Raw genomic sequence first — 21,077 nt, forward strand, 5'->3', positions numbered from 1 at the left:
CTATCTCCCCAGGAAGGTGGGTAGCGGTGCGATGTAGACATCGAGAAACTGCGTCATCAGCACCCAGAAGAAGACGGTCACGCCGATTGCGATGCTGAACGCCATCACGTGGCGGCGCTCGCCGAGAACGTACATCGATGCGACGAGAAACAGCGTCGTCGCAAGCAGGAACCCGAGCGGCCGCACGGTAAAGCCATAGAACACCATTGCGACGCAGAGCATGAGGACCTTGCCCAGCGGAAAGCCCAGACCCGGGACCCGAGTGAGCAGGCGTATCATGTTGGCGCGCCAGATCTTGTCATCCTCGCGGGCGGTTCCGCGAAGCGGCTTGAGAAGCAGAGCCAGCGACAGCACGACCCCCAGGATGGAAAGCGCCTGGGGCAGCGTGCGGGCGGTGAAGGCCTGATTGGCCTGAAACGGCAGCAGCGGGATGTTGAAAATCATCGCGCCGTAACCGAGCGAAAAGGCGAGCATGAGCAGCGCGCCGATACGATCGCGTGTCAGCATGACGGAAAGGGCCGATCGGTTGGATGTTGCACTGTCGGTCGAAAAAGGGGCGCGGATCGTGATCCGCGCCCCGCTCTTGCGATCAGAGGAAGCCGAGCTCCGTCATCAAAGAGGAGATTTCCTTTTCCTGCTTTTCCAGGAATGCGGAGAAATCCTCGCCCGGGTTGAAGATATTCACCCAGCCGTTGCGTGCGCGCACGGTTTCCCAGGCTTCGGTCTCGTACATGGCCTCGAGAGCCGCAACATAGGCCTGCTGCTTTTCCGCGCTGAGGCCCGGAGGTGCGAAGAACCCGCGCCAGTTGACGAATTCGGTGCCGGTCGCGCCGGCCTCGTCGCAGGTCGGGACGTCCTTGGCGACCTCCAGGCGGTCGGTCGAGGTCACGCAGAGGATGCGGACCTGACCTTGCTTGGCAAGTTCGACCGCCTCGCCGAAGCCCGTGGACAATGCCTGGATCTCGCCCGAAAGCAGACCCGCCATGGCCTTGCCGCCGGCGTCATAGGGCACGTATTTCACATCGGTGGGATTGCCGCCGGCATTCTTCATCACCATCGCGACAACGACATGATCCATGCCGCCGGCAACCGAGCCGCCGCCGATGGAGACCTTGGTCGGGTCTTCCTTGAAGGCGCTGGACAATTGGGCGAAATCGGCAATGTCACTGTCGGTGTTCACCACAAGAGCCGCATAGTCGCCGATGGTGCTGGCGACCGGCGTCAGGTCGCGGAACGATTGCGGGAAGACCTTTTGCAGCGAGCGAATGACAATCGGCGTGGAGTTCACCATCAGCGTGTCGTCCGCCGAGCCGGCGATCTCGATCAGATGGGCGATCGCCTTGCCGCCGCCACCACCGGACATGTTTTCGTAGGACGCCTGGCCGACGATGCCGGCCTTGGTCAGCGCCTCTCCGGTTCCACGCGCCGTGCCGTCCCAACCGCCGCCGGCGCCGCCGGGGATCAGGAAGTGGATGGATTCGATGTCGGCTGCCTGTGTCGCGCTTGCGCCAAATGCAAGGCCAAGGGCTGCGACCGCGGCGAGGAGGCCGCGTCTGGTTGTGCTTGTCATTTTTTCCTCCCGTCATCGCCCGCGCGCCGGGTGCCGGCCCGCTGCTGGCGATGATGTCCTGTCATTGCGAGTGTATCGCGTCATGGCCGGGGTGGTTCCTCCCGTCCCGTCCGGACGCGCACTGGATGCCGTAGCGGCAATCGCAGCATGACAATGACACAGCTGTCTGACACGAAGCTGTCGTTGCGGCGCAAAAACGATTGTGCGCTGCACGCGCCTATTGCATGCGCAGGGCTCTGTTCCAGCGGTCGATCAGGCGTTGGCGCTTGACCTGATCGAGATACACCACCAGCGCCGGTCCCACCGGGATCGGTCGCAGTCGCGCCCCGTAGAGCGCGCGCATTTCGGTCGCGGTGTTGGGGCCGTCGAGATCCGGGAGCAGGACCGGCAGGCCGACGTCTTGAGCCAGGATCGTCTGGCCGGCGCGCGACAGCAGAAAATCGAGAAAGGCGGCCCCGAGATCGGGCGCGTTGGCCGCGCGCGGCACCAGGCCGATGCGCGACATCACCACGGTATAGTCTTCCGGCAGCACGATGCCGAGGTCGGGGGCGGTGCGCGCCCATGCGGTCGCATAGGACCCGAGGATGTTGTAGCCGAGCACGAACCGGCCGTCGGCCACCCGTTCCACGATGGCAGACGAATTGGAATAGAGTTTTACACCGGCGGCCCCCAGCGCGCTGAACAGGTCCCAGATACCGCGATTGTGCTCGCCGTCGCGCGCCAGGAAAAACAGCCCAAGTCCCGCCCGCTCGACATCATAGGTGCCGACGCGACCGTAGACCTGCGCCTCGTGATCCTTGAGATAGCGGGCAAGTGCTGCGCGGGTGCGTGGCGGATCCTGCGCCTCGAACGACGGCTTGTGGTAGAGAATGACCGCCGGTTCGAAGGTGACGCCATAGACCGAGTGGCGCCATTGCGCCCAGCTCGGGATCGCCTTTGCGGCCGGTAGGCGCACGGGTTGCGCATAGCCGTCGTTGGCAAGTTTGACCTGCAGGTCCATGGCGGAAGAAAAGACGAGATCCGCGGTCGTGTCGTCCCTGTCCGTTTCCGCGATGATGCGCGCGTGGATGTCCTGGGTCTGCATTTCGTGGAACTTGATGCCGACGGAGGGGCGCGCCTTCTGGAAGGCTGCGAGCAGCGGCAGCGCCATTTGGGAATCCAGCGAGGAATAGATCGTGAGGATGCGCGGGGCCGGCGAGCGGGTCAGCGGTTCCAGGCTGAGCGACGGACCGCCGGCTGCGGAGGCCGGAGGCGCCGCCAGGCAGAACAGCACGATCAAAAACCGGAATTTTCTCAGCATGGACGCGAGTATTGCGGCAGTTTTCGCGCACATACAAGCATCGCAGCCTCCAGGGAGACGCGACATGACTTGCCCTTGGAGCAATCACTGCGGTTAAACTCGCCGCCGGTGGCATGTCGGATGTTGCCGGCCGAAGCGGGGAGGCTTTGTGCGCATTCTGATCGTGGAGGACAACAAGACGCTGGCCGACGGGCTCGGGCGGATGCTGCGTGACGCCGGTTACGTGGTCGATGCGGTGCACGATCGCGAAGGTGCGGATGCGGCCCTGGCCGCCGGCGGTTTCGATCTCGTCGTGCTCGATCTTTCGCTTCCCGATGGCGACGGTCTGGAGGTGCTGCGGGGGATCCGCGCGCGCGGCAGCCCGACGGCGGTCCTGGTGCTTACCGCGCGCGGTGCTCTGGACGAGCGCATTCGCGGTCTCGATCACGGGGCAGACGACTATATGACCAAGCCCTTTGAATTCCCGGAACTGGAGGCCCGCATTCGTGCGGTGCTGCGGCGGCACGCGGGCGCGCGCGGCGGGCGGCTGGAGTGCGGCCCGCTGGTGTTCGACCTCGACGCCCGCCAGGCGCTGATCGACGGCGTTGCGCTCGATCTCACCGCGCGCGAACTGAACGTTCTCCAGATCCTGATCGGACGCAGCGAGCGGGTGGTCTCCAAGCAGCATATTGCCGAACGGCTGACGGCCTTCGATGCGGATCTCTCGGAGAACGCTGTCGAGCAATATGTCTCGCGGCTGCGCAAGCGCCTCGAGCCGCATGGACTGCGCATTCGCACGGCACGGGGGCTCGGCTATGCGCTTGAGGTCGCCTGAGGACATGTCCGTCCTGCCGCCGCGCCCGTCTCGCCGCCCCGTGTTGCGGTCCTTGTCGGCCCGGCTCCTGTTGTGGCTTCTGCTTCCCTTCAGCCTTTTGGCGGCCATCGGCCTCGTCGACACCTATCGCGAGGCGCGCGAAACCGCCAATGCCGTGCTCGACCGGGTGCTGACCGGCTCGGCGCTGGCGATTGCCGAGAGGGTGGCGGTCGACCACGAGGGCGAGATCGAGGTCGATGTGCCCTATGTGGCACTGGAGATGTTGACCAGCGCGGCCGAGGACCGGGTATTCTACCGGGTGGAGGGGCCGCCGGGCACCTTCGTGACCGGCTACAGGCAACTGCCGGTTCCCCCGCCGGGGGAGGCGACCCAGGTTGCGCGCCAGCCCCGCTTTGCCGATGCGACCTTTCGCGGGGAGCCGATCCGCATGGTGATTCTTGCCGGCGCCGCCTCGACGGAAAACCGGTCCATCGGTTACCGGGTCGCCGTTGCGGAAACGACAACCGCCCGCCGGGCTCTGGCCGAGGACATCCTGCTGCGCTCTGCCGCCCGCCAGACCCTGTTGATCCTGATCGCCGCCATCGTCGTTTTCTTCGGGGTGCGCCGCGCATTGCGTCCGCTTGCTCGGCTGGAGGAAGCGGTCGACCGGCGCACCCCGGATGACCTGCGCCCGATCCGTCACGCGGTTCCGCGCGAGGTGGACCGGCTCGTCGGCGCGATCAACGGCTTCATGGGGCGGCTGGCCGATGCACTCGCCGCGCTGCGCCGGTTCACCGGCAACGCCTCGCATCAGATCCGCACGCCGCTTGCCATCGTCCGGACCCAGATCGAGCTGGCCCGCCGCGCCCGCGATCCGGCGGAGATGACCGCCGCACTTGATGTCGCCGACGCGGCGGTGGCCCAGAGCGAGCGGACCCTTGCGCAACTTCTCCTTCTGGCGCGGGTGGACGAGGCCTCGGCCGACCGCCTGACGCTGGAGGCGTTCGATCTTTGCACACTCGCCCGCACCGTAACCGCCGAACTGGAACCCGCCGCCGCGCGAGCCGGTCTCGACCTTGGCTTTGAGGTGGCGCTTGGCCCGGACGGCGATGCCCGCCCGTTCGTGCGCGGTCAGCGCATGTTGTTCGCCGAACTCCTGCGCAACCTGATCGAGAACGCCATCGCCTATGCGGGGCGGGGCCGCTGCGCGACGGTCCGGGTCGGGGTCGTCGGGGACGCGAAGGTCTGTCTGGAGGTCGAGGACGACGGTCCGGGCATCCCCGCGCGTGACCGCTCCCGCGCCCTCAAGCGGTTCGAGCGTCTGACGTCGGAAAACGGGCCGCAGGGCGCGGGGCTGGGGCTTGCGATTGTCGACGAGATCGCCCGACTGATGGGCGCCCGCGTCATCCTGGCCCCGAACGCCCGCCCCGCAGCCGGTGCCATGGGCCTTTCCGTTCGCATCGTTTTTCCGCGCGTTCCCGAAGAGCGGGCCTGACCGTCCGCTTTGGCGGGGTCAGGGCTTTCCCTGCGGCCCCTCGTAGGTCCAGCGGTGGGCGGGGGGCGTCGGCCCCTTGTTGCGCCCGCCTTGCTGCATCTGCTCCCAGGAATGAGCCAGAATGCCGACGGAGCGCGACAGGCAGAAGAAGCCGCGTGCGAGCGGCGCCGGGCAGCCAAGCTCCGCGTAGATCACCGCCGTGGCGCCATCGATGTTCATCGGCACGGGTCTGCCTTTCTCGCGGAAAAGCACCGCGTCGATTTCCCGTCCGATGGCGGCGAACGTGCCGGAAACCGCGCCTTCCGCCGCGGCCTGGTCGACAAGGTCAAGCAGGCGCGGCGCGCGCGGATCGACAGGCTTGTGGAAGCGGTGGCCGAAGCCCGGGATGAAACGCCCGTGTGCGGCGCGAAAGGCAGCAAGTCCGTCTGTTGTCGCCTGCCTCAGGTCGCGGCCGGCCTCTCGTCGGTCGGCAATGTCGCGGTAGAGCGCGACCGCCTGTTCGCCGGCGCCGCCATGCACGTCGCCCAGCATGTTGACGCCGGTGGCCATGGCGTTGTTCAGCCCGACGCCGCAGGTCGCGGCCATGCGCGCGGCGGCAATCGAGGGGGCCTGGGGACCGTGATCGACGGCCGCGACGAGCGCGGCCTCGAAAAGCCGAGCGCGTGCTGCATCGAGCGGTGTGCCCATCACCAGATGCCAGATCATCTGCGGGAAGCTCAGCGCTCCGATCAGGTCCTCGACCGGGAGGCCGCGAAAGGCGATGCGGCCGGGTTCCATGTCGATGATCGACGTGCGCCACCAGTCGGCGACGGGATCGCGGGTCGGGTCGTCGCTCATATCGCGCCCTCCTTTTCCAGGGACCGAAGGTCGTCGTCACCTAGTCCAAGCGCCCGGTAGACGTCGTCGTTGTCGCGTCCGAGCACTGGCGGAGGGGTGTCAACCGACGGTGCATCGCCATTCACCTTGATCCCGGTACGCACCGTCTTGATGGCCCGCCCGACGCCGGGCACATCGTCGAACGCCGCGATCATCCCGCGATCCGCCACCTGCGGATGGTCGAGCGCATCGGGGACGGTGAGGATTTCGCCGGACGGGATGCCCCTGGCGCTGAACAACGCCACCCAGTCGGCGGCATCGCGCTCGGCGAGGCTTTTTTCAAGCTCCGCCTTGAGCGCGTATCGATTGGCCTTGCGGGTCTCGCGGGTTGCGTAGTCGGCATGTGCGAGGAGGTCGGGCCGCTTCAGAACCGTGCAGAGCGCTTCCCATTGCTCGTCCTTGTTGGCGGCGATGTTGAGCGCTCCGTTGCGGGCCTGAAAGGCACCGGAGGGCGCCGACGTCGTGTTCTCGTTGCCATGGGCTGCTGGCGTCTGCCCGGCGATCAGCCAGTTCGACACAACCCAGCCCATGGTGGCGAGCGTCGCTTCAAGCATCGACACATCGAGGAAAACGGGCGTTTCGCGAGGGCCTGCCAGGCTTGCCGAAATCGCGAAGGCGGCCGTGAGCCCGCCAATGGTGTCGGCCACCGGATAACCGACCCGCAAGGGGGCGCTTTCGGCATCGCCGGTAACCGACATGACACCGGACAGCCCCTGCACGATCTGGTCGTAGGCGGGCATGGCGCGCATCGGTCCGTCCTGTCCGAAGCCGGAGATCGCGCAATAGACGAGGCGCGGGTTGAGCGGCTTGAGGTCCTGGAATCCGACGCCGAGACGGTCCATCACGCCGGGGCGGAAATTTTCCACCACCACGTCGGCCGTGGCGACGAGCTTCTTGAACAGCGCGACGCCGGCGGGGGTCTTGAGGTTGAGCGTGACGCTCTTCTTGCCGGCGTTCTGGGCGAGGAAGGAGACCCCCATATTGGCGGCATTGAGCGCCGGATCCGCACCGAGCTGCCGGGCGAGATCACCCTTGCCCGGTCGCTCGATCTTGATTACCTCGGCCCCGAAATGCGCCAGTTGATGGCAGCAGAACGGGCCCGAAAGCACATTCGTCAGATCCAGAACGCGAATGCCTTGAAGAGAGCCTGCCATGAAGCGCCTCGTGCCGTGGTGCGACAAGCGTCCCCCGGCGCGAGGAGATCACGCCCGACGGGTGTCGCGGGAGGATGTCGTTTCGCTATAGCGGTCCCGCATCCATTGGCCAAGGGCGTCGGCCTGGTCCTGCGACAGGTGCAGGCCGAGCTTGGAGCGCCGCCACAGCACATCCTCCGCGTTGCGCGCCCACTCCCGGTCCATCATGTAGGCGACTTCCCGGGCGTAGAGGTCGGCGCCGAAATGTCGTCCGAGGTCGTCGGCCGTCTGGGCGCCGTCGAGGATGGCGCTTGCGCATGTGCCATAATTGCGCGCCAGCCGTTGCACGAGCCTGGGCGGCAGGTCCGGATGGGCCGTCTGCAGGTCGCGAACCAGATCGCCGAAGCCGGTCGGTGGGAAATCGCCGCCGGGCAAGGTCGCGGAACGCGTCCAGGGTTTCCCGACGGCGCCGAGCACGCTTTCCACGTGTTCCAGCACCGAAAGCGCCAGCCGGCGATAGGTGGTGATCTTGCCGCCGAAGATATTCACCAGCGGGGCGTGGTCCGCGCCGCCGGCACCCGTGTCGAGCTTGAGGACGTAGTCGCGCGTCGCTTCCTGTGCCTTGGAGGCGCCGTCGTCGAACAGCGGCCGCACGCCGGAGTAGGTCCACACCACATCGTCGCGCTTGATCGGCGTCTTGAAGTATTCGCTGGCGGCCGCCGCCAGATAGAGGATTTCCTCCTCTGTCGCGGCCACATCGGCCGGGTCGCCCTCGTAGTCGCGGTCGGTGGTGCCGATCAGCGTGAAGTCCTGCTCATAGGGAATGGCGAAGACGATACGTCCGTCGGCATTCTGGAAGATATAGGCGCGGTCGTGGTCGAACAGCTTTCGCACGACGATATGGCTGCCTTGAACGAGGCGCACGTTGTGCGCATCGTTGCGCTTCAGGGCACTTTCCAGCAGGTGGTCGACCCAGGGGCCGGCGGCATTGACCATCAGCCGCGCCGTGACGTCGCGGGTCGCGTCCGTCTCGGTGTCGCGCAGCGTGGCGTGCCAGATGTCACCGTCGCGGCGCGCCGCGACGACTTGTGTGCGGGTGTTGATTTCCGCGCCCCTGTCGGCGGCGTCGCGCGCGTTGAGCGCCACCAGCCGCGCATCGTCGACCCAGCAATCGGAATATTCGAAGGCGGTGGAAAATCCGGGTTTCAACGGCTCGCCGGCCAGGTTCTTGCGCAGATCGAGCGTGCGCGTGGCCGGCAACAGTTTGCGTCCGCCCAGATGGTCATAGAGAAACAGACCGAGCCGCAGCAGCCAGCGGGGCCGCAGCCCCTTGGAATGCGGCAGGACGAACCGCAACGGCCGGATGATATGCGGTGCGATCGACCACAGAAGCTCGCGCTCGCTCAAGGCCTCGCGCACCAATCGGAATTCGTAGAACTCCAGATAGCGCAGGCCGCCGTGAATGAGCTTGGTCGACCAGGACGAAGTGCCGCTCGCGAGGTCGTTCATTTCCGCAAGGCAGACGGAATAGCCGCGCCCGGCGGCGTCCCGGGCAATGCCGCAGCCGTTGATGCCTCCGCCGACGACCAGCAGGTCGTAGTCGGTGTGTTGCGCTTGCGACGCCATCACGCCCCTTCCTGTTCCTGGCCGGCAGTGGGCAGGGAGCCGAACGCAGAACCGTTCCCCCTGCCGTCGCCGGCAATCTCGATACGTACGTTGTGCTCACGGCAGATGGTCACCACGCTGTCGGGCGGCGCAGTGTCCGTGACGAAGATGTCGATTTGCGACAGATGGGCGATGCGCACCGGGGCGCTGCGTTCGAACTTCATCGCGTCGGCGACCAGCAGCGTCTGGCGGGCGTGGCTGAGAATCTCGCGCGCGACCCGCACCTCGCGAAAATCATAGTCGAAAATCGTTCCGTCGGCATCGATCGCGGATGCGCCGATGACGGCGTAGTCCACCTTGAACTGCCGGATGAAATCCACCGTTGCCTCGCCGACGATGCCGCCGTCGGAGGGACGCACCTGTCCGCCGGCGATGATCACTTCCACGTCCGGTGCCGAGCGCAGGATGTTGGCAACGTTGATGTTGTTCGTGATCGCCATGATGCCGTCGTGCTGGCGCAGGGCGCGGGCCACCTGCTCCGTGGTCGTGCCGATGTTCAGCATGATCGAGGCATTGTCGGGGATGAGGGCGGCGGCCCTCTTGCCGATGAGCTGCTTGGCATCGGAGGCCAGCTGGCGGCGGGCGTCATAGGCGTAGTTTGCGATCCCCGACGGGAGAACCGCCCCTCCGTGCACGCGCTGCAGCATTCCGCGTTCGCACAACTCGTTCAGGTCCTTGCGGATCGTCTGGGGCGTGACGTCGAACTCACCTGCAAGGCCGTCGACGTCCACCCGGCCGGAGCGGCGCGCGCGGTCCAGGATTTCGGACTGGCGGGGCGAAACCGGATCCATTCAGTTGCCTTTCGTTTTCTTTCGCATTGCAACAAGATTTGCAATGCATGGGTTTTTTAAGGCCGATTGAGACAAATTACACCATGATTTGAGCCTGAGACGCAAAAAATGGCAAGTCAGTTTTCGGGTTGACGTTCACTTTTTTTCGTTTGATAGTCAAGTTGCAGTTTCGCAAGGGAGGAAACCAAATGCGACACAAGATGCTGGCAGCTGTTGCTGCTGCCGCGCTTATCGCGGGTTCGGGATCGGCGTTTGCCGGGCCCGAGGAGGCGAAGAAGTGGATTGATAGCGAATTCCAGCCCTCCACGCTGACGAAAGATCAGCAGATGGCGGAGATGGAGTGGTTCATCGATGCGGCCAAGCCCTACGCGGGCCTGGAGATCAACGTGCTGTCGGAGGGCATTCCGACCCACGTCTATGAATCCAAGACGCTCACGCAGGCGTTCGAGGAGATCACCGGTATCAAGGTCAACCATCAGATCCTCGGTGAGGGCGAAGTGGTGCAGGCCATGCAGACGCAGATGCAGACCAACCGCAATCTGTACGATGCCTATGTGAACGATTCCGACCTTATCGGAACGCACTCGCGCCTGCAGCAGGCCGTCAACCTGACGGACTGGATGGCGGGCGAAGGCAAGGATGTCACGTCGCCGACGCTCGATCTAGACGATTTCATGGGCATCAGCTTCACGACCGGGCCGGACGGCGATCTCTATCAGCTTCCCGACCAGCAGTTCGCGAACCTTTACTGGTTCCGCAAGGACTGGTTCGAACGCGAGGATCTGAAGGCCGCGTTCAAGGAAAAATACGGCTACGAACTCGGCGTCCCGGTCAACTGGTCGGCTTACGAGGACATCGCGGAATTTTTCTCCGAAGACGTCAAGGAAATTGACGGTGTTCGCGTCTACGGCCACTTGGACTATGGCAAGCGGGCCCCCGATCTCGGATGGCGCATGACCGACGCGTGGCTGTCCATGGCAGGTGCCGGTTCGCCCGGTGAGCCGAACGGCCGTCCCATCGACGAGTGGGGCATCCGCATGGAGGAAGGTTCGTGCAATCCGTCCGGTGCGTCCGTGTCGCGCGGTGGCGCAACCAACGGCCCGGCTGCGGTCTATGCGATCCGCAAATGGGATGAATGGCTGCGCAAGTATGCACCTCCGGGGGCCGCCGACTACGACTTCTACCAGTCGCTCCCGGCGCTGAGCCAGGGCAATGTCGCCCAGCAGATTTTCTGGTACACCGCGTTCCTCGCCGACATGGTCAAGCCGCGCTCGGAAGGCAACAACACGGTGGACGAGGATGGCCTGCCGCTGTGGCGTGCGGCACCCAGCCCGCACGGACCCTACTGGGAAGAAGGCCAGAAGGTCGGCTACCAGGATGTGGGTTCCTGGACGATCCTGAAGTCCACTCCGATGGAGCGTGCAAAGGCGGCCTGGCTTTATGCGCAGTTCGTGACCTCCAAGACCATCGATGTGAAGAAGAGCCACGTCGGTCTCACCTTCGCCCGCGACAGCACCGTGCGGCATGAAAGCTTCACCGAGCGTTCGGCAAACCTGGGCGGTGTCGTCGAGTTCTATCGCTCGCCCGACCGCGTCCGCTGGTCGCCGACCGGTGTGAACGTGCCGGACTATCCGAAGCTGGCGCAGCTGTGGTGGCAGCAGATCGGCGACGTCAACTCGGGTGCCTTCACGCCGCAGGAAGCCATGGACCGTCTCGCTGGCGAGATGGACACGATCATGGCCCGCATGCAGCGCGCCGACGAAGCCAACAGCACCTACGGTGGCTGTGGCCCGCGTCTGAACGAGCCCAAGGATCCGTCCGAGTGGCTTGGAAAGGGCGGCGCCAAGGCGAAGCTGGAAAACGAGAAGCCGCAAGGCGAAACCGTCAATTACGACGAACTCGTCAAGCGCTGGGCCGAGAATTGATCAAGGCCTGACCTATGGCGGTCCGGGGCATTCCCGGGCCGTCCTTTCGCGGCAGATAGTCACGACGCGAAATGCGCCCGTTGGAAGAGCGGGCGGACGCGGCGCAAGCCGTGCAAATCCGAACACCCTCACTTGATCCATTGCTAAAGGCGGCAATCATGTCCCTTGAACTGAGGGGCGTCGGTCTGCGGGCAGGCGCCGATACTCATATCCATCCGACCGATCTCGTTTGCGAGCCGGGAAGCTTCAACATCCTGCTTGGCACCACGCTTGCCGGCAAGACCACGATGATGAAGCTGATGGCCGGCCTGGAACGTCCGACCGCCGGTACGGTTTGGTTCGGTGGCCGCGATGTCACGGGCGTTTCGGTGCGCCGTCGCAACGTATCGATGGTCTACCAGCAGTTCATCAACTATCCGAACATGAGCGTCTACGAAAACATCGCCTCGCCGCTGCGGGTGACGAAAGTGGATGAGGCGGAAATCAAGCGGCGGGTCGGCACCATGGCCGAACTGCTCAAGCTCTCGCCGATGCTCTCGCGCCGTCCTTCGGAGCTTTCCGGCGGTCAGCAACAGCGCACGGCGATGGCCCGCGCCCTCGTCAAGGACGCGGATCTCGTGCTGCTCGACGAACCGCTGGCCAATCTCGACTTCAAGCTGCGCGAGGAGTTGCGGGACGAATTGCCCCGTCTTTTCGCCGACCGCGACTGCATCGTGGTCTATGCCACCACGGAGCCGGTCGAGGCTTTGCTGTTCGGCGGCCACACGGCCTGCCTGCACGAAGGCAGGGTCACCCAGTTCGGTCCGACCGCGGAGGTCTACCGCAATCCGAGCGATCTCGTCAGCGCGCAGGTGTTCTCCGAGCCGCCGATCAATGTCGCTCCGGTGGTCAAGGCCGGCGAGACCTTTCGCTTCGGTCAGGATACCGCCTTCCCCGCGTCCGGGCCTTTCGCAGCACTTGCGGACGGGGCCTATACGCTGGGCATTCGTCCTCATCATGTGGCGCCGACCCCGAGCGGCGACAATCCGGTTCCCGTCGACGGTCATGTGCTCGTCACAGAGCTGTCCGGTTCCGAAAGCGTTATTCACTTCACCGTGCAGGGCGAGACCTGGGTCTCCCAGTCCCACGGCATTCATCCGTTTGAGGTCGGAACCGACCAGCGGCTCTACGCCGACATGTCGAAGGCACTTGTCTTCGACGGCGACGGTCGCCGGATCGAGATCTGAGGAGGGACGCAGGCAATGGCGAAAATCGTTCTCGATACGCTCAGGCATGCCTACATGCCGAACCCGACTGAGGACAGCGACTGGGCCTTGAAGCAGCTCGACCTGGAATGGGAAGACGGCGGCGCCTATGCGTTGCTTGGCCCCTCCGGCTGCGGCAAGACCACGCTGCTGTCGATCATTTCCGGCCTGCTGCGGCCCACGCACGGACGTGTGTTCTTCGACGGTCAGGATGTCACCGACCTCACGCCGGAACAGCGCCATATCGCCCAGGTTTTCCAGTTCCCGGTCGTCTACGACACGATGACCGTCTACGACAATCTGGCCTTCCCGCTGCGCAATCGCGGCGTCGACGAAAAGCACGTGGACCAGAGGGTCCGCGAGATCGCCGAGATGATCGATCTCACCCACATGCTGGACAACCGGGCCGCGGGCCTCACCGCGGACGGCAAGCAGAAGATCTCGCTCGGACGCGGGCTGGTGCGCTCCGACGTCAATGCCATCATGTTCGATGAACCGCTGACGGTGATCGACCCGCATCTGAAATGGCAGCTGCGCTCCAAGCTGAAGGAGCTGCACCAGCGGGTCCGCACCACGATGATCTACGTCACGCACGATCAGACGGAAGCGCTGACTTTCGCCGACAAGGTGGTGGTGATGAACCAGGGCGAGGTGGTGCAGATCGGCACGCCGGTGGATCTCTTCGAGCGTCCCCAGCACACCTTTGTCGGCCACTTCATCGGGTCTCCTGGCATGAATGTGCTTCCATGCGAGATCGCCGGCGGTCGCGCCCATGTCGCAGGCGTTGCGCTCGATGCAGGCGGCAGCGGCGATCTGGGCGTCACCTCCGGCAAGCTGGAAGTCGGCGTGCGGCCCGAGTTCGTGCGCTTTGCCGAGGCCGGCGACACCGGCGGATTGCCGGCGCGGGTGGTGAAGGTCAGCGACGCCGGGCGGTTCCGCATCGTCGAGGCGCAGGCTGCCGACACAAGCATCAAGCTGCTTGTTCCGGAAGGCGGCAACATTCCGCAAGAGCAGGCGCATCTGCTCTTCGATCCCGACCATACAGCCGTTTATCGCGACGGCTGGATCGTGGCCTGAGGCGGGGAAGAAAGATGAACAAGACACACGACAACAGGGCCTGGCTGTTCGTTCTGCCCGTAGTGGCGCTCGTCGCCTTCAACGCGATCATCCCCTTGATGACCGTCGTCAACTATTCGGTCCAGGAGACGTTTGGCGACAACGTCTTCTTCTGGGCAGGCGTGATGTGGTTCGAGCAGGTGCTTCAGTCGGAGCGCTTCCAGGATGCCTTGCTGCGGCAATTGACCTTCACTTTCACGATCCTGCTGATCGAGGTGCCGCTCGGCGTCGCCATCGCGTTGACGATGCCGAAGAAGGGACCCTGGGTGCCGGTGTGCCTCGTGCTGATGGCGCTGCCGCTGCTCATTCCGTGGAACGTCGTTGGCGCGATGTGGAATATTTTCGCGCTGCCCGACATCGGGCTGCTCGGTCGCAGCCTCAATGCGCTCGGCTTCGACTACAATTTCACCCGCCAGCCCGGAGATGCCTGGTTCACGTTGATTTTGATGGATGTCTGGCACTGGACGTCGCTGGTCGTTCTCCTGGCCTATGCCGGCCTGGTCTCGATCCCCGATGCCTATTACCAGGCCGCGAAGATCGATGGCGCGAAGCCCTTTGCGGTGTTTCGCTACATCCAGCTGCCGAAGATGAAACGAGTGCTGACCATCGCCGTGCTGCTGCGCTTCATGGACAGTTTCATGATCTACACGGAACTCTCGGTGCTCACGGGTGGCGGGCCGGGCAATTCGACCACGCTTCTGTCGATCGATCTGGTGAAGATCGCGCTCGGCCAGTTCGACCTCGGGCCGGCGGCCGCCATGTCGCTGATCTACTTCCTCATCATTCTGCTGCTCAGCTGGGTGTTCTACACCCTGATGATGCGCAACGAACAACAGTGACGGAGCCAAAGCGATGACACGGACCAGCCGTTACGTCCCGGTGCTGTATATCCTGTTCCTGATGCTGCCGATCTATTGGCTCGTCAACATGTCGTTTAAGACGACGAACGAGATCCTCGGCGAATTCACGCTGTTTCCGCGTGAGTTCACGCTGGAAAACTATGTGACGATCTTCACGGATCCGACCTGGTACATGGGCTACGTGAACTCGATCACCTATGTGGCGATCAACACGGTGATCTCGGTGCTCGTTGCGCTGCCGGCGGCCTATGCCTTTTCGCGCTACCGCTTCCTTGGCGACAAGCACCTTTTCTTCTGGCTCCTGACCAACCGCATGGCGCCTCCGGCGGTCTTCGCGCTGCCGTTCTTCCAGCTCTATTCGGCGGTCGGCCTGTTCGATACGCCGCTTGCGGTGGCCCTTGCGCACACGCTGTTCAACATTCCGCTGGCCGTGTGGATCCTGGAGGGGTTCATGTCCGGCGTGCCGAAGGAGCTCGACGAGACCGCCTATGTCGACGGTCATTCGTTCTGGTCGTTCTTCCTGAAGATCTTCGTGCCGACGATTGCCGCAGGCATCGGTGTCGCCGCCTTCTTCTGCTTCATGTTCTCCTGGGTCGAGTTGCTTCTCGCGAAGACGCTGACCTCGGTGGATGCGAAGCCGATTGCGGCGACCATGACCCGAACGGCGAGCACCTCCGGTTATGAGCTCGGCCTGCTGGCGGCGGCCGGTACGCTGACCATCATTCCGGGCGCCTTCGTCATTTACTTCGTGCGCAACTACATCGCCAAGGGCTTTGCGCTTGGCCGCGTCTGACGCGCCATATCAGGGGAGACACTCGTCATGGGTTTGAGCTGGATGGCATGGACGGGGCCGACCGCAGGCTTCTTCATCTTCATCGGGATCTGTTTCGTGGTCATGTCGGTCTGGGAGTATGCCTCGCCGGGCGGCGGTCCGCGCCACGGCATTCTCGGACTGGACACGACGCGCGGCGACCGCCTTTTCATCTCGCTGCTGGGCAGTGCCTTTATCTTCCTCGCCTGGCTGGGCTTTGCCGGCCCCTTCGTGCTGGGGATGCTCGGGCTCGCCGGGCCGATGCTTGCGGTGCCGCTGGTCGTCGCCGTTCTTTACGCGATCTGCGTGTTCGTCTGGGCCTGATCCGCGGCGATCCCGCCCCTCCCTTGCGCGCCGAACTTGTCCGGCCGTGCGACTCAGCCAAGGATTGCCAATGTGTTAACGGCAGTCGGGGTGCGGAGCGATGCGGAACGGCCTGGGTGTGCAATTCGTCCTGGCGCTTGGCGGGACGCTCGTCGCCGGGATACCGGATGCCGGGGCAGGCTCGGTGCAGTCTAGTGGGTGGCAGAGCGGAGAACAGATCTCCCGTCTTTGCGCCACCGGGCCAGCGGAAAACCCCGTCGCGGTCACCTTCTGCCTCGGATACCTGCAAGGGGCGCTCGATGCCTTCCTGATCGGGCGGGCGTCCTGCGTGCCGGCGGGGACGGATGCCAACGGCCTGCGTGCCGCCGTTCTTGCCCATGCGAAACGTCATCCCGACCGGGTTCAGGGGCGGGGGCCGGTCTTTGTCTATGATGCGTTTCGCACGATGTGGCCGGCCTGCGCGCATATGCCCGGTCCATCCCGCTAGCGATCCGGCCCGTTCAAACGAAAAACGCCGGCCCATCGGACCGGCGTTTTCCAGTTCAGATCACGGCAGGCGGCGGCTGCCTTATGCAACCGCGCGGCTCAGCGCGCATTGCGACCAGAGGGACTCCAGCGCACGTACCAGATGTTCGATATCGGCGTCGGTATGGAGCGGCGACGGCGTGATGCGAAGCCGTTCGGTGCCCTTGGGGACCGTGGGATAGTTGATCGGCTGGATGTAGATGCCATAGGTGTCGAGCAGGATGTCGGAGAGCATCTTGCACTTCACCGGATCCTTGACCATCACCGGAACGATATGGCTCGGGTTCGGCAAATGCGGGATGCCGAGCGCGTCCAGCCTGCGGCGCAGGGTCGTGACCCGGTTGCGCTGGCGCGTACGCAGCGCTTCGCCGTCTGCCGACTTGAGGAACTGGATCGATGCGCGTGCGCCGGCGGCGAGCGACGGCGGAAGCGCGGTGGTGAAGATGAAGCCGGAGGCAAAGGAGCGCACGAAATCGCAAAGCGCCTCTGAGGCCGCGATATAGCCGCCCATCACGCCGAAGGCCTTGCCCAGCGTTCCCTCGATCACGGTCAGGCGATCCATCAGGCCCTCGCGCTCGGCGATGCCGCCGCCGCGCGGACCGTAGAGGCCGACACCGTGAACCTCGTCGAGATAGGTCATGGCGCCATACTTGTCGGCAACGTCGCAGATCTCCTTGATCGGGGCGATGTCGCCATCCATCGAATAAACCGATTCAAACGCCACGAGCTTCGGACGGCCGGGTTCGATTTCGGCAAGCTGACGTTCCAGGTCGGCGACGTCATTGTGTTTCCAGATCCGCCTTTCCGCGCGCGAATAACGAATTCCCTCGATCATCGATGCGTGGTTCAAGGCATCCGACAGCACGACACAATCGGGAATACGCGCGGCCAGCGTGCCAAGCGCTGCCCAGTTCGAGACATAACCGGAGGTGAAGAGAAGGGCGGCTTCCTTGCCGTGCAGGTCGGCGAGCTCCTGCTCCAGCAGGACATGATAATGGCTGGTGCCAGAGATGTTGCGCGTGCCGCCGGCACCCGCGCCACAGCGTTCGATCGCCTCATGCATGGCATTGGTGACGACGCTGTTCTGGCCCATGCCGAGATAGTCATTCGAACACCAGACCGAAACCTCATGCGTGCCGTCCCCGGTGTGGCGCGTCGCCTTGGGAAACGCTCCGGCATGCCGCTCGAGATCCGCGAACACGCGGTAGCGGCCTTCTTCGTGCAAACCCTCGATTTCGCTCCGAAAGAAGCTCTCGTAATCCATTCCGGCCTCCGGGACCTCGTGCTTCCGCCCTGACGGTTCGAACCGCCGTGTCGTTGCGCGCGCCATGCAGCCGCGACTTGATTTCGTTTCAGTCTATATCGCAAAAAATCACATTTAGTGAATTGGGAATATACCGAAGGGGTCGAAACGACGCATCCCTTGTGTCAAACGCCATGCGATTTTCCGTTCGCCCCACGGAGGCAAGCCTTTGCGGATTCGCGTCTTTGTGCACCTCTTTCCGGCGCACGCGCCGTTCGCCCTTGCCACGTCCCGGTCGCTTCTTCATAAGTCCGCGCGGGAGGCACGCCACAGCCTGCGTGCATTCCCCGCCGGCACGTCTTGTTCCGGCGTCCATCCCAAAGGTCCAAACTGGGGGACTGCGTTTTGACCAGCTTTTCGCCGCGCGTTTTTTCGGGCGTCCAGCCCACCGGCAACCTTCACCTTGGCAACTATCTCGGCGCCATCTCGCGCTTCGTGCCGCTGCAGGACCAGATGCCGACCATCTATTGCGTGGTCGACCTGCATGCCATTACCGCGAAGCACGATCCGGCGACCCTGTCACGGACCACCCGTGAAGTGACGGCAGCCTATCTGGCGGCCGGCATCGATCCGAAGAAGGCGATCATCTTCAACCAGAGCCAGGTCAAGGAACATGCCGAGCTTGCCTGGATCTTCAATTGCATTGCGCGCATGGGCTGGCTGAGCCGCATGACGCAGTTCAAGGAGAAGGCGGGCAAGAACCGGGAAAATGCCTCGGTCGGTCTCTTTGCCTACCCGACCCTGATGGCGGCCGACATTCTCGTCTACCGCGCCACGCATGTTCCGGTCGGCGACGACCAGAAACAGCATATGGAGCTGACCCGCGACATCGCGCAGAAGTTCAACAACGACTTTGCCGAGCGGATTGCGGAGCTCGGTCTCGGCGTGCCCAACCCGACCCCCAGTCCCGAGCTGCCCGACGAGCTCTTCTTCCCGTTGACCGAGCCGATGATTGCGGGACCGGCGACGCGCATCATGTCCCTGCGTGACGGCACCAAGAAGATGTCGAAGTCCGACCCTTCCGACCTGTCGCGCATCAACCTGCGCGACACCGCCGACGACATCGCGAAAAAGATCCGCAAGGCCAAGACCGATCCCGAGCCTCTCCCCGGCGAGACGGACGGGCTGGAGGATCGCGCGGAGGCTGCAAATCTGGTCGGCATCTACGCCGCGCTTTCGGGGGGAACCCGCGAGACCGTGCTTTCCGAATACGGCGGTCAGCCGTTCTCGGTGTTCAAGCCGGCGCTCGCCGATCTTGCTGTAGCGAAACTCGCGCCGATCGCCGACGAGATGAACCGGTTGCTTGCCGATCCGGCGAGCATCGACGCGGTTCTCAGCGACGGTGCGGAACGTGCCGGCGCGATCGCCGAGCCGGTGCTGCGCGACACACGCAGGATCATGGGCTTCCTCGAGGGGCGCTGAGCTGCGGGTCGTCAGCCGTCCCCGTGACATTCATCAGGGCCGTGCCGGTTTTCCGGCGCGGCCCTTGCCTTTTCCCGGGGCGGGGCGCTAGTCTCGGTTGGAACAAATATGGAACATTTGCGGAGTGGAGGTCGACGGCATGACCACAAATCGCATTCTGCTCGACGATCCGCTTTGCGACGGACGTCAATCGGAAATGGCAACGCGTGTCTGGCGCGGAACAGCGCGGCTTTTGCGCGCGCGGGGGTTTGCCTGCGTCGCGGAAGTGACGCTTGCCTCCGGCCGGCGTGCCGATCTGGCGGCCATCGGTCCGGGTGGCGAAATCTGGATTGTGGAGGTGAAGTCGTCGCTTGCCGACTTGCGCGCCGATGCCAAATGGCCGGAGTATCGGGCCCATTGCGACCGGCTCTTCTTTGCCAGCCACGCGGATGTTGGCATCGACCCGTTTCCGGCTGATGCCGGCTTCATTCTGTCGGATGGATTTGGCGCGGAGGTCCTGCGCGAGGCGCCGGAACACAGGCTCGTCGCCGCGCGGCGCAAGGCCGTGACATTGCGCATTGCGCATGCGGCGGCAAACAGGCTGCACGACGCGCTCGACCCGGACCTGAGGTCCGTCTCCTTCGACATGCTCTAACCGCGACCGCTCAAAAGTCTCTGGACGGCCGGCGGTCGTATCGACGTCAGCGTGGCGCGCGTTTCGCCAGGATGCGCTGCAGCGTGCGCCGGTGCATGTTGAGCCGGCGCGCCGTCTCCGAAACATTGCGTCCGCACAGTTCATAGACCCGCTGTATGTGTTCCCAGCGGACGCGGTCGGCGGACATGGGGTTTTCCGGCGGTGGCGCCTTGTCCCCGCCCGAAGACATCAGCGCGGCAAGCACGTCGTCGGCATCGGCGGGCTTTGCCAGATAATCGACCGCGCCGAGTTTCACGGCCGTCACCGCGGTCGCGATGTTGCCGTATCCCGTGAGGATCACGATACGGGCCTCGGGGCGTCGCGTGCGCAGGACTTCCACGACATCCAGGCCGCTGCCGTCTTCCAGCCGCATGTCGACCACTGCGTAGTCGGGTGCTTTCACGCGAAGCTTGTCGAGTGCTTCGCGCACGCTGTCGGCGGTTTCGGTGACAAAGCCGCGTTTTTCCATGGCCCGGGCCAGCCGCTGCTGGAACGGGCGGTCGTCATCGACGATCAGAAGGGTTCCGAGGTCGTTGTCCGTACCGGGTTCGTCACTCATGTTGGCGCACCATTATACTGGTTTCATCTGCACACTGTTATATGGAGCTTTGGGAGCGGGGCAATTGTGCGTCCGTCCCCTCGGCTGCGGCAATTTCGCCCGCGCCATCATGCCACGTAACGGCGCCTGCGCCACGTCCGCTCTTCACGAGGCCGCGCGGCCAGGCGATGCGCACCACCGCGCCGCGTTTCGGCGGCGTTCGGTTGCGCAGGCGCAAGTCCGCGCCGGTGCGCTCCAGCAGCGTCTTGGCGATGAAGAAGCCGAGCCCGAGGCCGCCCCCCGTGTCGCCCTGTCCGGTCCGCTCGTCGCGAGGTCCGCGGGCGGTGACATAGGGTTCGCCCAGACGGGTGATGATGTCCGGCGCAAATCCCTCGCCGTCGTCGGCGATCTCGATCGTGAGCTGGCGCGCATCCCAGCGCGCAGTGATCGTCACCCTGCTTTTTGCGAAGTCGACAGCGTTTTCCAGAATGTTGCCGAGACCGTAATGGATCGCCGGGTTGCGCATGCCAATCGGTTCGTGCCCCTCGCCGTGCATGTCGACCGCGATTTCGATGCCGAAGGCGCGGCACGGCTCCACCACTTCCTCGATGAGATGCGACAGCGGTTCGCCGCGAAAATGCTGGTCGCGGTCGTCGGACAGGGAGGAAAGCTTGGAGAGAATGTCGCGGCAGCGCTCCGCCTGCGACAGGATC

At 64.4% G+C, this 21,077-nt stretch carries 21 protein-coding genes (1 of these 21 running past the window's edge); 11 read left to right on the top strand and 10 right to left on the bottom strand.

Annotation, left to right across the window (positions count from 1 at the left end; genetic code table 11):
* The 3 genes from G572_RS0109565 to G572_RS0109575 form a co-directional block, all read right to left on the bottom strand.
* Positions 1-507, bottom strand: coding sequence for a tripartite tricarboxylate transporter TctB family protein (locus G572_RS0109565; protein WP_029058277.1), 507 nt, complete (start codon positions 505-507; stop codon positions 1-3).
* A gap of 82 nt (positions 508-589) precedes the next feature.
* Positions 590-1,570: a tripartite tricarboxylate transporter substrate binding protein gene (locus G572_RS0109570; RefSeq protein WP_029058278.1), complete on the bottom strand. Its 981-nt coding sequence runs from the start codon at positions 1,568-1,570 to the stop codon at positions 590-592.
* A gap of 217 nt (positions 1,571-1,787) precedes the next feature.
* Entirely contained in the window at positions 1,788-2,870 is a 1,083-nt protein-coding gene (locus G572_RS0109575) for an ABC transporter substrate-binding protein (protein ID WP_245566192.1), read from the bottom strand.
* A 148-nt stretch (positions 2,871-3,018) separates the two neighbouring features.
* Between G572_RS0109575 and G572_RS0109580 the strand changes: the two genes are divergently transcribed.
* Positions 3,019-3,684, top strand: coding sequence for a response regulator transcription factor (locus tag G572_RS0109580; protein ID WP_029058280.1), 666 nt, complete (start codon positions 3,019-3,021; stop codon positions 3,682-3,684).
* 4 nt (positions 3,685-3,688) lie between these two features.
* On the top strand, positions 3,689-5,158 hold the full coding sequence (locus tag G572_RS0109585) for a sensor histidine kinase (protein WP_029058281.1): 1,470 nt from the start codon (positions 3,689-3,691) through the stop codon (positions 5,156-5,158).
* An 18-nt stretch (positions 5,159-5,176) separates the two neighbouring features.
* On the opposite strand, the gene G572_RS0109590 is transcribed toward G572_RS0109585, so the two are convergent.
* From G572_RS0109590 to G572_RS23300, 4 genes are read right to left on the bottom strand one after another with little or no spacing between them, the layout of a single operon-like run.
* Positions 5,177-5,995 (bottom strand): citryl-CoA lyase, encoded by an 819-nt coding sequence (locus tag G572_RS0109590; RefSeq protein ID WP_029058282.1) that lies wholly within the window; start codon positions 5,993-5,995, stop codon positions 5,177-5,179.
* Positions 5,992-7,188 carry a CaiB/BaiF CoA transferase family protein gene (locus G572_RS0109595; protein ID WP_029058283.1) on the bottom strand — a complete coding sequence of 399 codons (1,197 nt, stop codon included), beginning with the start codon at positions 7,186-7,188 and terminating at the stop codon, positions 5,992-5,994. The genes G572_RS0109590 and G572_RS0109595 overlap by 4 nt, the downstream gene beginning before the upstream one ends.
* Before the next feature lie 48 nt (positions 7,189-7,236).
* The gene (glpD, locus tag G572_RS0109600; protein WP_029058284.1) at positions 7,237-8,793 is read right to left on the bottom strand and encodes a glycerol-3-phosphate dehydrogenase; all 1,557 of its coding nucleotides are present in this window, start codon (positions 8,791-8,793) and stop codon (positions 7,237-7,239) included.
* On the bottom strand, positions 8,793-9,623 hold the full coding sequence (locus G572_RS23300; RefSeq protein WP_051242089.1) for a DeoR/GlpR family DNA-binding transcription regulator: 831 nt from the start codon (positions 9,621-9,623) through the stop codon (positions 8,793-8,795). The genes glpD and G572_RS23300 overlap by 1 nt, the downstream gene beginning before the upstream one ends.
* 188 nt (positions 9,624-9,811) lie before the next feature.
* Here G572_RS23300 and G572_RS0109610 point away from each other — a divergent pair, with 188 nt between their 5' ends.
* The 7 genes from G572_RS0109610 to G572_RS0109640 all read left to right on the top strand — a co-directional run bounded on the left by G572_RS0109610 (position 9,812) and on the right by G572_RS0109640 (position 16,390).
* Positions 9,812-11,548, top strand: a complete 1,737-nt coding sequence (locus G572_RS0109610; RefSeq protein WP_029058285.1) for an ABC transporter substrate-binding protein — start codon at positions 9,812-9,814, stop codon at positions 11,546-11,548.
* 158 nt (positions 11,549-11,706) lie between these two features.
* Complete coding sequence (locus tag G572_RS0109615; protein ID WP_029058286.1) at positions 11,707-12,774, top strand: ABC transporter ATP-binding protein; 1,068 nt, start codon at positions 11,707-11,709, stop codon at positions 12,772-12,774.
* A gap of 15 nt (positions 12,775-12,789) precedes the next feature.
* Positions 12,790-13,869, top strand: coding sequence for an ABC transporter ATP-binding protein (locus tag G572_RS0109620; RefSeq protein WP_029058287.1), 1,080 nt, complete (start codon positions 12,790-12,792; stop codon positions 13,867-13,869).
* A gap of 14 nt (positions 13,870-13,883) precedes the next feature.
* Positions 13,884-14,747: a carbohydrate ABC transporter permease gene (locus tag G572_RS0109625; protein ID WP_029058288.1), complete on the top strand. Its 864-nt coding sequence runs from the start codon at positions 13,884-13,886 to the stop codon at positions 14,745-14,747.
* Positions 14,748-14,760: 13 nt separating this feature from the next.
* Positions 14,761-15,561, top strand: coding sequence for a carbohydrate ABC transporter permease (locus tag G572_RS0109630; RefSeq protein WP_029058289.1), 801 nt, complete (start codon positions 14,761-14,763; stop codon positions 15,559-15,561).
* 27 nt (positions 15,562-15,588) lie between these two features.
* Positions 15,589-15,903 carry a DUF2160 domain-containing protein gene (locus tag G572_RS0109635; protein WP_029058290.1) on the top strand — a complete coding sequence of 105 codons (315 nt, stop codon included), beginning with the start codon at positions 15,589-15,591 and terminating at the stop codon, positions 15,901-15,903.
* Positions 15,904-16,003: 100 nt separating this feature from the next.
* Positions 16,004-16,390 (top strand): Rap1a/Tai family immunity protein, encoded by a 387-nt coding sequence (locus G572_RS0109640; RefSeq protein WP_029058291.1) that lies wholly within the window; start codon positions 16,004-16,006, stop codon positions 16,388-16,390.
* A gap of 81 nt (positions 16,391-16,471) precedes the next feature.
* Here G572_RS0109640 and hemA read toward each other — a convergent pair whose 3' ends face one another.
* On the bottom strand, positions 16,472-17,692 hold the full coding sequence (gene hemA / locus G572_RS0109645; RefSeq protein ID WP_029058292.1) for a 5-aminolevulinate synthase: 1,221 nt from the start codon (positions 17,690-17,692) through the stop codon (positions 16,472-16,474).
* A 384-nt stretch (positions 17,693-18,076) separates the two neighbouring features.
* Here hemA and trpS point away from each other — a divergent pair, with 384 nt between their 5' ends.
* Complete coding sequence (gene trpS, locus G572_RS0109650; protein ID WP_029058293.1) at positions 18,077-19,153, top strand: tryptophan--tRNA ligase; 1,077 nt, start codon at positions 18,077-18,079, stop codon at positions 19,151-19,153.
* Between the two features lie 139 nt (positions 19,154-19,292).
* Complete coding sequence (locus G572_RS0109655; protein WP_208979072.1) at positions 19,293-19,787, top strand: MmcB family DNA repair protein; 495 nt, start codon at positions 19,293-19,295, stop codon at positions 19,785-19,787.
* Positions 19,788-19,833: 46 nt separating this feature from the next.
* Here the strand turns inward: G572_RS0109655 and G572_RS0109660 are convergent, their stop codons facing one another.
* On the bottom strand, positions 19,834-20,385 hold the full coding sequence (locus G572_RS0109660) for an ActR/PrrA/RegA family redox response regulator transcription factor (RefSeq protein ID WP_029058295.1): 552 nt from the start codon (positions 20,383-20,385) through the stop codon (positions 19,834-19,836).
* 37 nt (positions 20,386-20,422) lie between these two features.
* Positions 20,423-21,077 carry the end of an ActS/PrrB/RegB family redox-sensitive histidine kinase gene (locus tag G572_RS23305; protein ID WP_084649990.1) on the bottom strand. It continues 773 nt past the right edge of the window, so only the last 655 of its 1,428 coding nucleotides appear in the window; its start codon lies beyond the right edge, outside the window; its stop codon occupies positions 20,423-20,425.

The organism is Stappia stellulata DSM 5886 (genome assembly GCF_000423705.1).
Taxonomy (GTDB): domain Bacteria; phylum Pseudomonadota; class Alphaproteobacteria; order Rhizobiales; family Stappiaceae; genus Stappia; species Stappia stellulata.